This is a genomic window from Acidobacteriota bacterium (genome assembly GCA_028874215.1).
Lineage (GTDB): Bacteria > Acidobacteriota > UBA6911 > RPQK01 > JAJDTT01 > JAJDTT01.
This window is the reverse complement of the sequence record JAPPLF010000025.1, coordinates 24,202-36,663: the sequence shown is the minus strand read 5'-3', so window position 1 is coordinate 36,663 and position 12,462 is coordinate 24,202. Positions and strand designations below refer to the sequence as shown.

9 protein-coding genes are annotated in these 12,462 nt (G+C 64.6%); 6 read left to right on the top strand and 3 right to left on the bottom strand.

Annotated elements, in window-relative coordinates:
• Positions 1 to 6: 6 nt before the first annotated feature.
• Positions 7 to 186, bottom strand: a complete 180-nt coding sequence (locus tag OXT71_04775; protein ID MDE2925696.1) for a 2-oxoisovalerate dehydrogenase — start codon at positions 184 to 186, stop codon at positions 7 to 9.
• Between the two features lie 590 nt (positions 187 to 776).
• Between OXT71_04775 and OXT71_04770 the strand changes: the two genes are divergently transcribed.
• From OXT71_04770 to fdhF, 3 genes are all read left to right on the top strand, one after another.
• A complete protein-coding gene (locus OXT71_04770) occupies positions 777 to 2,390 on the top strand; it encodes a gamma-glutamyltransferase family protein (protein ID MDE2925695.1) in 1,614 nt (537 codons plus the stop codon).
• A gap of 19 nt (positions 2,391 to 2,409) precedes the next feature.
• Positions 2,410 to 4,170, top strand: coding sequence for an NAD(P)H-dependent oxidoreductase subunit E (locus tag OXT71_04765; protein MDE2925694.1), 1,761 nt, complete (start codon positions 2,410 to 2,412; stop codon positions 4,168 to 4,170).
• 158 nt (positions 4,171 to 4,328) lie between these two features.
• Positions 4,329 to 7,166, top strand: a complete 2,838-nt coding sequence (gene fdhF / locus OXT71_04760; GenBank protein ID MDE2925693.1) for a formate dehydrogenase subunit alpha — start codon at positions 4,329 to 4,331, stop codon at positions 7,164 to 7,166.
• 146 nt (positions 7,167 to 7,312) lie between these two features.
• Here the strand turns inward: fdhF and OXT71_04755 are convergent, their stop codons facing one another.
• Complete coding sequence (locus OXT71_04755) at positions 7,313 to 8,356, bottom strand: Ldh family oxidoreductase (GenBank protein MDE2925692.1); 1,044 nt, start codon at positions 8,354 to 8,356, stop codon at positions 7,313 to 7,315.
• A 27-nt stretch (positions 8,357 to 8,383) separates the two neighbouring features.
• Positions 8,384 to 9,439, bottom strand: a complete 1,056-nt coding sequence (locus tag OXT71_04750) for an Ldh family oxidoreductase (protein MDE2925691.1) — start codon at positions 9,437 to 9,439, stop codon at positions 8,384 to 8,386.
• Between the two features lie 201 nt (positions 9,440 to 9,640).
• Between OXT71_04750 and OXT71_04745 the strand changes: the two genes are divergently transcribed.
• The 3 genes from OXT71_04745 (at position 9,641) to OXT71_04735 (ending at position 12,393) form a co-directional block, all read left to right on the top strand.
• Positions 9,641 to 10,513, top strand: coding sequence for a phytanoyl-CoA dioxygenase family protein (locus tag OXT71_04745; GenBank protein MDE2925690.1), 873 nt, complete (start codon positions 9,641 to 9,643; stop codon positions 10,511 to 10,513).
• Positions 10,514 to 10,536: 23 nt separating this feature from the next.
• Positions 10,537 to 11,451, top strand: a complete 915-nt coding sequence (locus OXT71_04740) for a phytanoyl-CoA dioxygenase family protein (GenBank protein MDE2925689.1) — start codon at positions 10,537 to 10,539, stop codon at positions 11,449 to 11,451.
• Positions 11,452 to 11,520: 69 nt separating this feature from the next.
• Positions 11,521 to 12,393, top strand: a complete 873-nt coding sequence (locus OXT71_04735; GenBank protein MDE2925688.1) for a phytanoyl-CoA dioxygenase family protein — start codon at positions 11,521 to 11,523, stop codon at positions 12,391 to 12,393.
• Positions 12,394 to 12,462 lie beyond the last annotated feature (69 nt).

The window sequence follows — 12,462 nt, the reverse complement described above, 5'->3', positions numbered from 1 at the left end:
ACTTTGTTAATGTAGCCGAATAACTTTCGGTCGATCGCGCTCTTCAAAGTGACACCGGACAGCATCCCGCATCGCTGCGTGAAGCTCCGGAAGCGTGTCGGCTTCAGTAAAAATCGAAACACCCAAGGCACGCGCAGTGAATCCGCTCTCTGGGGCTTCCTCGACGACGAAGACAATCTCCCGCATGGCTGCTCAACGATGATACGGCAGCCGACAGATGTCTCGCCAGTAACGCTGCCCGGTTCGACAACATCGGATCTCACCACGGTGCATAGTCAATCACTCCATGCACGATCGCCCCGAACGAAGTCCTCTTCCGGAACCAAAAACTCTCCCGGGATGGTCGGAAGCCGACGATAACCGGCTCGGTGCTGCGCTTCCGATTCCGCTTCGTCGTAGCGGTCCAACGCGGCCCGCAAGGCCTCCCGGGTAAACGCGGATCGTGTTGTACCGAGTTGCTGAGCGCGTTTCTCAATCCGTCCCAGGAGTTTCGTGTCCATCGAAAGTTTTGTTGTCATCATAGATGTCATTTACCTGGTTCCTATAGTTGTTGCGGACGTGGACACTCGTCAGGATACAACGGTCGCGCTACAAGTTCGACGTCCAAACATTCTCTCCCGGTGGACCGCCACGACTCGACTTGCATGATCGTTTCAGGCATTGTGACCGGGGTTCATCGGCATTTTCCGATTGGCTCGCCAAAAAGACCGGGAAACGGAAGATGGCGGGCAAACCATAGTGCTGAATAGAGTTAGAATCTGACAGGAAGGTCGCCCATGCCCGGAATGATCGTCGCTCCCCAGCCCGTAGCCGTGGAAGAGGGGGCCAAGGTCCTGATGGCGGGCGGCAACGCCGTGGACGCCGCCGTCACCTGCGCCCTGGTGCAGTCGGTCGCGAGCCCCCACATGTGCGGGATCGGTGGCTACATCATTACGACCCTCCACCTCGCCGGCGATTCCGGCGGGAACGGACGGGTCCTGGATGCCCCCGCTCTGGCGGGGTCGAAGGTCTCTCCCGCCATGTGGGAGAAGGCGATCCTGGGACCCAACCCCGACGGCTGGGGCTTCTTCCTGAAGGACAAGGTCAACGACCTGGGTTACCAGTCGGTCTGCGTCCCCGGAGCGGTCAAGGGATTCGCCGCCATGCTGGAGCGCTGGGGAACCCTTTCCTGGAAGGCAGTCCTGGAGCCGGCGGCCAGAATCGCCCGGGAGGGGTTCCTGGTGGACAAATCCCTGGCCGACGGATGGAGGGCCAGGCCGGCCTACCCCGAAGCTTCCTGCCTGATGGACTACGTCCGGGGCAATGCCGAGGCGAGCCGGATCTATCTCAACGAGGAGGGACTTCCCCGCGAGGTCGGGGATCGGGTCGCCAACCCCGACTACGCCTCGACCCTCGAGCACTTGGCCGAAGCCGGACCCGAAGATTTCTATCGCGGGGAATTGGCGGAGACCATATGCGCCGACCTCGCGGCCAACGGCAGCTACGTGACCGCCGGCGATCTGGCGGACTACCGGCTCCGGGATCCGGAACCCGTGGTGGGAAGCTATCGGGGATATCGGGTCGTCAGTTCCCAATCTCCCCACGGAGGACCGACTCTGGCGGCCATTCTGAACATCCTGGAAGGCTGGGACCTTTCCAGCCTGCGGCACAACTCCCCGGCCTATATCGAGCGCGTCGCCATGGCCATGAAGGCCGCCTTCGCCGACCGGAGCCTGCATCTGGCCGATCCGGATTTCGTGGACGTTCCCCTGGACTGGATGACCTCCAAGGAACGCGCCACCCACTGGCGCCGCACCATCGAGGAGGGCGGCGCCATCACCGTGGAGCCCATGGCACCGGAACCGCCCGACACGACCCAGGTCAGCGTGGTGGACTCCGAGGGAAACTGCGTCTCTCTGACCCATTCCCTGGGGATGTCGTCCGGAGTGATCACGCCGGGACTGGGCTTCATGTACAACAACTCCATGATCAACTTTCACCCCCTGGCCGGGCATCCCAACTCCATCGCGCCGGGCAAGGGGCGAACCACGGGAATGACGCCGACCCTGGTCTACAAGGGGGATCGTCCGGTGGTGGTGATCGGCGCTCCCGGCGCGACTCGAATCATCACTTCCGTCCTCCAGGTCCTGGTCAACATCCTGGATTTCGAGATGAGCGCCAGCGACGCCGTGCTGGCTCCCCGCTTCGACTGCCAGGGAGACCTGATCCGCTGCCAGGCCCGGATCCCCGAATTCGTCTGCGCCCAGGTCCGCCGGAACCATCCCATCGAGCGGCTGCCCCTGAGTCACGGCGGGATGGGACTGGTTCATGCCATCGTCATCGATCCCGAGACCGGACAGCTCTCGGGAGGCGCCGACACCGGCAGCGGCGGGATGGCTCTGCTAACCTGACGCCGGGAGGGATTGCCCCATGAGCGAGAACCTGATCGCCCTCCAGAACAAGTTTCTGGGCCATGGACAGACCGTCTACGACGAGCTTTCGAAGCTTCACGAGCGGCAGGGCTACATCGGCGATCGGGACATCGACCGTCTGGCGCGGCAGCACCATCTCCCTCCGCAGCAGATCCGCGCCACGGCCAAGTTCTACGAGGAGCTCACCCACGACCGGCCGGCCGAACGCGTCGTCAAGGTCTGCAACGGCGAGGCTTGCCGCGTCGCCGGCTTCGTTTCCTGCGAGGAAAAGCTTCTTGAAGCCTGCGGCCTCGACGCTCCCGGGGGCGTCGGCGCCAACGGGGTGCGGGTGGAGCACGTCACCTGTCTCGGCTATTGCGGCTTGGGACCCAACGTCATGCTGGACAATGAGCCGGTCAGCATGGCCGGCGAAGGAGCGCTCGAATCGGTGCTGGAGTACGCCCGGTCCGGCGCTTCGCATGGACTGAACGAACCCAACAACCCGATCCACATGCCGCGTGACGGGGAACCGTGCATCCTGCTCAGGCGGTTCGACCGCGACGTCGCGTCTCTCCGGGGCGCCCGCGAGGCTGGAGCCTACGGTTCCCTGGAGAAGGCTCTGGCGTCCATGAGTCCCCAACAGGTGATCGACGAGATCAAGGCCAGCCAGCTTCGCGGACGCGGGGGAGCCGGTTTTCCGTCGGGCATCAAGTTGGAAACGGTGTCACGGTCCGCTTCGGCCGACGGCCGCAAGTTCGTGGTGGTCAATTGCGACGAAGGGGACGCGGGCTCCTATATCGACAAGGAACTGATGGAGCGCGATCCCCACACCCAGTTGGAAGGCGCGCTGCTGGCCGCGTACTCGTGCGGCGCCCAGGAGGTCATCCTCTACATCCGCTTCGAGTACCCCCGCCTGCTTCGAGTCATGCGCCAGGCGATCGCCGAGGCCGAAGGAGCCGGCCTCGTGGGATCAAACCTATTGGGAAGCGATTTCTCGTGCCAGGTGCGGATCGTCAAGGGTCAGGGGGCCTATATCTGCGGCGAGGAGACCTCGCTGCTCCGGTCCATCGAAGGGGTCCCGGCCATCGTCAGCTTCAAACCCCCATTCCCGGCCGAGAAGGGGCTCTACGGCTGCCCCACTGCAGTGAACAACGTCGAGACGCTGCACAACCTCCCCTGGATCATCGAACACGGCGGGGAGGCCTATGCCGCTTTCGGACATGGGAAATCCCGGGGGACCAAGCTGGTGAGCCTCAACACCCGGGTCCGGCGTCCGGGGCTCTACGAGATCGAGTTGGGCGTCACCCTGCGGGACCTGATCTTCCGCCGGGCTGGAGGATTGGCGCCCGGAGAGGTCTTCAAGGCGGTCCAGGTGGGAGGACCCTTGGGAGGCATCCTGCCCGAGAGCAAGCTGGACACCCCCCTGGCGTTCGAGACCATGGCCGAAGCCGGCGGCATCCTGGGGCATGCCGGGGTGGTGGTCTATTCCCAAAGGGACGACCTGGTGGAGATCGGCCGCGCCCTGATGGCCTTCTGCGCCGTGGAAAGCTGCGGGAAGTGCTTCCCCTGCCGCATCGGCGCCGTGCGGGGCACCGAAATGTTCGACCAGTTCCTGGACCCCGACGGCTCCGGCGTGACCGACGACAAACTGCGGTTGCTCTCGGAATTGTGCGAGACCATGAAATACGGCAGCCTCTGCGCTTTGGGCGGAATGATCCCCATTCCCATCGAGAATTTGATGGAGTTCTTTCCCGATGAGATCGATCGGCACCGCAGATGAACGAGGAAATAGTCCGGTTCCGGGTCGGCTATGAAGAGGGGGACAGGAATGTCCCCCCTCCCGGAGTTCTTTCCGGAAGAAATCGACAAGTACCGGAGCGCGTAGAAGATTCCCGCTAAAACGTAGTAAACTGGTGGGTACGGTATAGGAACTCGCTTATGAGCCAACAGAACGGGCACGGCTCCCGGAATGGGCACGTATCCGCGACCATCGATGGGCAGTCCGTCATGGTCCCGCGCGGAGCGACCATCCTGGAGGCCATGAAGCCCATTGGGAGCACCGTTCCCACGCTCTGCTACTCCGATCGCATGGAGCCGTTCGGCGCCTGCCGGACCTGCCTGGTGGAACAGGATGGAGGGAAACCGGTCGCGTCGTGTCACACGCAGGTTCGGGAAGGCGGCGTCTACACCACCCGGTCGCCCCTGCTCACCCGTCTGCGTCGCAACATCACCGAGCTGATCGTCTCGGACCATCCGCTGGAATGCCTGGACTGCACCGCCAACGGGCGTTGCGAGCTCCAGTCCCTGGCTCAGGACGTGGGTCTGCGCACTCCTCGCTACGAGAACCCGCGCACGCACACACCCCCCATGGACAACACCCATCCCTTCATCAAGCTGGAGATGGACAAGTGCATCGGCTGCGCCCGGTGCGTGCGGGCCTGCGACGAGATCCAGGGTTCCTTCATCCTGGGAATGTCCGGCCGCGGGTACGACGTCCAGGTCATCGCGGGGAACGACACCGGGTTCGAGGAGGCCGACTGCGTCAGTTGCGGCCAGTGTGTGTTCGAGTGTCCCGTGGCCGCACTGGAGGAGACCCAGACCCGGGCCCACGGCCTGCCTGACGAGACCGTCACCACCACCTGCAGCTACTGCGGGGTCGGCTGTTCGCTGAACGTGAACATGAAGGACGGCGAGATCGTCAACATCGAGCCGAATCCCGAGGGGAGCGCGAATCTGGGCCACACCTGCGTCAAGGGGCGGTTCGCCCATCAGTTCGGGAAGAGCAAGGACCGGCTGCGGGTTCCCCTGATCAAGGACGGCGAAGGCAACTTCCGCGAGGCCTCCTGGGACGAGGCCTTCGACCTGATCGCCAGCAATCTGCTGGAGGTCCGGGAACGGTACGGCCCGGAAGGGTTCGCCTTCATCAGTTCCTCCCGCTGCACCAACGAAGAGAATTTCCTGACCCAGAAGTTCACCCGCACCATCATGCGGACCAACTCCGTGGACAACTGCTCACGAGTCTGCCACTCCCCCTCCGCCTTCGCTCTGGGCGCCGCGTTGGGGACGGGGGCCGGGACCAACAGCTTCCAGGATGTGGAGAAGTCGAAGCTGCTCATGATCGTGGGCGCCAACCCCACCGAGGCCCATCCGGTCTTCGGGGCCCGGATGAAACAGGCCGTCCTCAAGGGTTGCCAGCTCATCGTCCTGGACCCCCGGAACACGGAACTGGCGAGATGGTCCGACCTGCACTTGCCGTTGAAGCCCGGCTCCAACGTGGCCGTGATCAACGCCATGCAGCACGTCCTGCTCACGGAAGGGCTCATCGACCAGGACTTCATCGACCGGTACAGCGAAGGATTCGACGAACTCCGGGCCGAGTTGGCATCCTGCACGCCCGAGTGGGCCGGCGAGATCAGCGGGGTGGAGCCCGGCCTGATTCGCAAGGCGGCCCGGATGTATGCGGCCAGCGGCGCCAGCCAGATCCTGTGGGGTCTGGGAGTGACCGAGGCCGGACACGGCTCCAACGCCGTCTTCGGCATGATCAACATGGCGGTCATGACCGGAAACATCGGGCGGCCGGGCACAGGAACCTGTCCCATCCGGGGACAGAACAACGTGCAGGGCGCATCCGACATGGGCGCGCTGCCCAACGTCTTCAGCGACTACCGCCAGACCACCGATCCCCAGGCGCGGGCCGAGCACGAGGCGGTCTGGGGTTGTTCCATGCCGGACAACGCCGGTTTGCGCATCCCCGACATGTTCGACGCGGCCCACGAAGGCACTCTCAAGGCCATGTACGTGCTGGCCGAAGACATCGCCCAGTCGGACCCGGACACGGCCCATGTGGTGGGAGCCCTGGAGAAGCTGGACTTCCTGGTGGTGCAGGACATCTTCATGTGCGAGACGGCCAAGTACGCCGACGTGGTGCTGCCCGGCTCCACGTTCCTGGAAAAGGACGGCACCTTCACCAACTCCGACCGCCGGATCCAGTGCGTGCGCAAAGTGGCGCCGCCGCCCGGCAGCCTCCTGGCCGACGGCGACGTGGTCAACACGGTGGCCCGCCGCATGGGGTTCGACCTGGGTTTCGACGACGGACCGGGGACCTCCATCGACCCCAGCCGGATCATGGACGAGATCGCCCGGCTCACTCCCAAGTGGGGCGGCGTCCGCTACGACCGGCTGGAGAAGGAGGGCTTCCTCCAGTGGCCCTGCTGGGACGAGAACCATCCGGGAACGGAGATCGTCCATGAGGGAGGGGACTTCCTGCGCGGCAAGGCGCAGTTGACGGTCACACCCTGGCAGGAACCGGGAGAGCTGCCCGACGACGAGTTCCCCTTCTATCTCACCACCGGCCGCATGCTCTTCCACTACAACGTGGGCACCCAGACCCGCCGTACCGCCGTGAGCAAGCTGGACAAGGCCCGGGAAGAGACAGTGCGGATCCATCCCCGCGACGCCCGGACCCTGGGCATCGAGGAAGGGGAATTGGTGGACGTGATCTCCCGCCGGGGACGGGTCCGGGTCAAGGCCGAGATCACCAAGGCCAGCAACGTGGGCACCGTCTTCATGACCTTCCACTATCCCGAGACCCGCACCAACATCCTGGTGGGAGACGCCAAGGACGAATTCACCGGTTGTCCCGAGTACAAGGTGAGCGCGGTTCGGCTGGAGAAGGTCGCTACCGGGATCGAAGAGAGCTTCGCCCTGCCCGACGTGACCATCGAAGGCGAGCCGGTGCCGATGGATCACCGGGAGCCGGCCCTGGCCAAGGCATAGGGGCGGCGGTTTCCTAACCGCCGATCTTCAGGGGGGCGGCGGTTTCCCAACCGCCGATGTTCAGGAGCCGCGGCAGGAAAGTCGCCGCTCCGCTCCCGTCCTTTTTCCAACGGCATTTCGCCGGGCATGGGCCGGTGGGGAAGCTCCTAATCTCCGACCCCGAAATACTCCATCTGCCGGCGGATCTGACCCCAGGTTTCGTCATCCACCTCGATGCCTTCCGCCTCCCGCCTCCGGGCGCTCCGGAATTCGGGCTCGCCGGGAAGCAGGATCCCCTGGAACCCGGGAGCCAGGCGGCTGGTCCGAACGTGGGCGATCATGGCGTCCAGTTCGTCGTAGTAGGTCTCCAGGCCGGTGAAGTGCTCGATGTGGTAGACGGTCAGGAGCACTCCGTTGCTGACGAACGGGGGGGCGCCGGCCGCGCAGCCCTCCCCGCCCACGGCTCCTCCCATGACTTCCACCATCATGGATAGGCCGTAGCCCTTGTGAGCCACCACCCCACCCAGAGGCAGGAGCGCCCCGGGCGGATCGGATTTGACCTGCCTCGGATCGGTGGTGGAACGGCCCTGGGCGTCTACGGCCCAACCCTCGGGGATGGACTCGCCGCGGTTGATGGCCACGCGGACCTTCCCTTCGGCCACCACCGAGGTGGTCATGTCCAACAGCAGCGGTTCGTGGCCGCGGCGGGGTGCAGCGAAGGCCATCGGATTGGTGGACAGCCGCCCTTCCCGGCCCCCGAAGGGAATCACCTGAGCCCCCAGGTGGCCGGCGTTGGCGAAGAGCTGGGCCATGAAGCCGGCCCGGGCGGCCATCAACGGATAGGCGCCCACCCGGCCGATGTGGCAGGTGTTGCGCAGCGTGACCGTCGCCATGCCATGGTCACGAGCCTTGTCCATGGCGATGCGAGTCGCGAAGGCGGCGCCCACCTGTCCCAGGGCGCCTCCTCCGTCCACCACCGCCGAGCAGGGGCGCTCCCGGACCACCTTGGGACGGGCGGCGGGATTGAAGCGGCCGTCGCGAATCCCTTGGGCGTACTCGTAGAAGCGGATGGCTCCATGGGAATCGTGGCCGAAGAGGCTCGACTCCACCAGGTGGTCCACCACGGCCCGGGCATCCTCCGAACGGCAACCCGCGGCCTGGAAGAGCCGATAGCCGAGTTCCCTCAGAGCCTGTGGGGAAAATCTGGGCAAAGGGGCATTCCTTTCCTGAGACAAGTGCTAGCCGGCCGGCGGAACGGGCAAGCCGAAGCTTTCCAGATCCGCGCCGATGAGGGACCAGGTCTTGTCGTCGAGGTCGATTCCATCCGCTTCTCTTCGGCTGGCCGACCGGAGCTCTGGCTCCCCCGGAAGCAGGATCTCCTTGAAGCCGGGCGCGGGAGGACTCGACCGGACGTACCGGATCAGCGCCTCCACCTCCCGGTAGTAGTCCTCCGGGTCGATGAAGTGATCGATCCGGTGGACCGCCAGGAGCATGCCGTTGCTGACCATCTCGGACTCTCCGACACAACAGCCCTGGCCGCTCAAGGTCCCGGCCAGAAGCTCCACCATGAGGCTCATGCCGTAGCCCTTGTGAGAGGCGATTCCTCCCAGGGGCAGGATGGCGCCTTTCGGCGTGGCGCGAAAACTGTCGGGATCGGTGGTCGGGCGCCCATCGTGATCGATGAGCCATCCTTCCGGCACCTTTTTACCGGCGTAGGAAGCGACCCGCACCTTGCCCTCGGCGGCCACCGACGTGGTCATGTCCAGGAAGATGGGCTCCGCGTCCCGCCGGGGCGCCGCGAAGGCCAGAGGATCGGTGGTGAGACGCGCGTCGATGCCGCCGAAGGGAGCGATCTGATTCCCGAAGCGGCCCCCGTTGACAAAGGCCTGGCCGATCATTCCGGCCCGTCCCACCATCAGCGGGTAGGCCCCGACCCGGCCCACGTGGCTCGTGTTCCGCAGCGCCACCGCGGCCACTCCATGGCGGGAAGCCTTGTCCATGGCCAGGCGGGTGGCGAAGGCGGCGCCCACCTGACCCAGCGCGCCGGCGGCGTCCACCACCGCGCAGGAGGGATGGTCCCGCACCACCCTGGGTTGGGCCTTGGCCTGGAAACGCCCCGTCCGGATGGCGTCCATGTATTCGGGGTAGCGGATGACCCCGTGGGAGTCGTGGCCGAAGAGGTTCGACTCCACCAGGTGATGGGTCACGACCCGGGCGTCTTCGGGATCGCATCCGGCGGCCTCGAACAACTGGTGGCCGATCCGGCGCAAGGTTTCGGCTTGGACTAGGGGCACGGCGGTACTTTCTCCAGCGGCGGATTGTAAAGGATGGGGTCCCTGCTGTCAGCCGCGGATCCGGCGAGTATCGGCGGGGAGATTGCCAGGCGCGGCTTCCCGTTGGCAAAATGGAGGCCGCCAACGTCGTGGAGGCGTTCGCGGATCGGAGCAATGATCCTTGAACCGCCGGATGTCGGGCGGGCGGGAACTGCGGGTCCAATGGACACTTCGTTCACCAACAGCCGGGAAAGCCTGGAGCGGGCGAACCGCGTCCCGGAGAGCCATTGGACCGGTCTGACCCGGGCGCGGCAGTTTCGTTCCCTCGAGTTGGAGGGTTTCGTCGTGATTCCGAATCTGCTGGACGAGGAACTCATGGAGAAGATCCGCGAGGAGACCTCCAAGCTTCCCACCACATCGGTCGACTACAGCGAGCACCAGCGATACATTTCCGATGTGCAGTGGACCGGCTCGCCCCATGCCGTCTCGGTGATTTCCCTGCCGGCCACGGTGGAGTTCCTGGAAGAACTCTTGGGCGACGAGCTGATCTGCACTTCCTGCTCGTACGTCGAGTCCGGGCCGGGCCACCCGGGAATCGCCATTCACACCGACGCCCAGCCCTACGGGTCCCAGATCTTCGGAGTCCAGTCCAGCTCCCCCTGCCTGGTCCGCGTCCTCTACTACCTGGACGACCTGACTCCGGAGCGTTCCCCCTTCAAGGTGATTCCGCGCTCCCACCTGTCGCTGCACAGCGACGCCAACCCGTACACCAAATACCTCTCCCACGACGATGAGTTGATGGTGACCTGCCGCTCCGGCTCGGCGGTGATCATCAACCAGAAAGTGTTTCACGGCAATTTCCCCAACTACAGCGACCGGGTCCGCCGCATGCTGGCCATTGCCTACCGGCCCGCTTGGGCGGGTCCCATAGGCGACGTTCCGGAGCGGGATCCGGAGAAGGTGGCCGGCCTTCCTCCAACCGTCCGAAAATACTTCAGGAGCCTCAACACGAGGAAAATCAGGTTCGATCTGCCGAACCGTCCGGACAACATGGCGAGGCATGCCGCGGGCATTTCGACCGACCGCTGGAGCTGATCCGAGTCAGGACTCGTAGAGCAATGGACACCTCTTTCACCAACAGCCGGGAAAGCCTGGAGCGGGCGAAACGCGTCCGGGAGAGCCATTGGACCGGTCTGACCCGGGCCGGGCAGTTTCGTTCCATCGAGCTGGAGGGTTTCGTCGTCATTCCTGATCTGCTGAGCAAGGAACTGGTGGAGGAGATCCGCGAGGAGACTTCCAGGCTCCCCACGACGGCGGTCGACTACAGCGAGCATCAACGGTACTTTCCCGATGTGCAGTGGACCGACTCACCACACGCCACCTCGGTCGTCGCGCTGCCGGCCGCGGTCGAACTCCTGGAAGAGCTCTTGGGCGACGAACTGATCTGCACCTCGTGCACTTACGCCGAATCCAGGCCGGGCCACCCGGGAATCTCCATTCACACCGATGCCCAGCCCTACGGGAACCAGTCGTCCGGAGTCCTGACCAGTTCGCCCTGCCTGGTCCGCGTCCTCTACTACCTGGACGACCTGACTCCGGAGTGCTCCCCCTTCAAGGTGATTCCGCGCTCCCACGTGTCGCTGCACAGCGACGCCAACCCCTACAACCGCTACCTTTCCCACGGCCATGAGCTGATGGTGACCTGCCGCGCCGGCTCGGCGGTGATCATCAACCAGAAGGTGTTTCACGGCAATTTCCCCAACCACAGCGACCGGATCCGCCGCATGCTGGCCATCGCCTACCGGCCCGCTTGGGCGGGTCCCATCGACGTGGTTCCCGAACGCGACCCGGACAAGGTGTCCGGCCTCCCCGCGGCCGTCCGCAAATACTTCAGGAGCCTCAACACCAGGAAGATCAGGTTCGATTTTCCGAACCGTCCGGACAACATGGCCAGAGCTGCCCCGGGCATTTCGCCCCGGCGCTGGGGGGCCGACCAGGGCTTTGGGCGCGGGACGCCGCGGTTTTTCGCGTGAAATGTACCGGACTTGCCCCGACAGCTATAGAATCAGGCCGGGAAGAACGAAGAGAGGATAGTTAGAGAAATGGACACTTCATTCACCAACAGTCGAGACAGTCTGGAGCGGGCGAACCGGATCCCGGAAAGCCATTGGTACGGGTTGACCCGGGCCGAACAGTTTCGGTCCATCGAGTTGGAGGGTTTCGTCGTCATTCCGGATCTGCTGAGCAAGGAACTGATGGAGGAGATCCGGGAGGAAACCTCCAGGGTGCCCACCACGGCAGTCGATTACAGCCCCCATCAGCGGGGTTGCCCCGATCTCCAGTGGACCGACTCGCCCCGGGCCACCTCGGTGATCGGCCTGCCGGCCACGGTGGAGTTCGTCAGAGAGCTCTTCGGAGACGAGTTGATCTGCACCTCCTGCCAATATGCCGAGTCCAGGCCCGGCCACCCGGGAATCGCCATTCATACCGATTCCCAGCCCTACGGCTCCAAGATATTCGGGGTCCAGGCCAGCTCGCCGTGCCTGGTCCGCGTCCTCTACTACCTGGACGACCTGACCCCGGAGTGTTCCCCATTCAAGGTGATCCCACGCTCTCATTTGTCGCTGCATCGCGACGCCAACCCCTACAACCGCTACCTGTCCCACAGTGCCGAGGTGATGGTGACCTGCCGCGCCGGCTCGGCGGTGATCATCAACCAGAAAGTGTTTCACGCCAACTTTCCCAACTACAGCGACCGGGTTCGCCGCATGCTGGCCATCGCCTACCGCCCCACTTGGGCGGGGCCCATCGACGACGTTCCGGAGCGCGATCCGGAAAAGGTGGCCGGTCTCCCTCCGGCCGTCCGCAAGTATTTCGGGAGCCTCAACACGCGGAACATCGAATTCGATCTGCCGAACCGCCCGGACAACATGGCGAGGGAGGCCACTGGCATCTCGCCCGAACGTTGGGGTTGATTCGGGATCACCGGGGGAGTGCCGCCGGCCTTCTCCACCCGGACGAACAAGGGATATTCCCCAGACAAA

Bases quoted from the DNA above. Each gene is read 5' to 3' on its own strand.
- fdhF (MDE2925693.1), top strand. From the start codon at position 4,329: ATGAGCCAACAGAACGGGCACGGCTCCCGGAATGGGCACGTATCCGCG.
- OXT71_04740 (MDE2925689.1), top strand. From the start codon at position 10,537: ATGGACACCTCTTTCACCAACAGCCGGGAAAGCCTGGAGCGGGCGAAA.
- OXT71_04770 (MDE2925695.1), top strand. From the start codon at position 777: ATGCCCGGAATGATCGTCGCTCCCCAGCCCGTAGCCGTGGAAGAGGGG.
- OXT71_04735 (MDE2925688.1), top strand. From the start codon at position 11,521: ATGGACACTTCATTCACCAACAGTCGAGACAGTCTGGAGCGGGCGAAC.
- OXT71_04745 (MDE2925690.1), top strand. From the start codon at position 9,641: ATGGACACTTCGTTCACCAACAGCCGGGAAAGCCTGGAGCGGGCGAAC.
- OXT71_04775 (MDE2925696.1), bottom strand. From the start codon at position 186: ATGCGGGAGATTGTCTTCGTCGTCGAGGAAGCCCCAGAGAGCGGATTC.
- OXT71_04765 (MDE2925694.1), top strand. From the start codon at position 2,410: ATGAGCGAGAACCTGATCGCCCTCCAGAACAAGTTTCTGGGCCATGGA.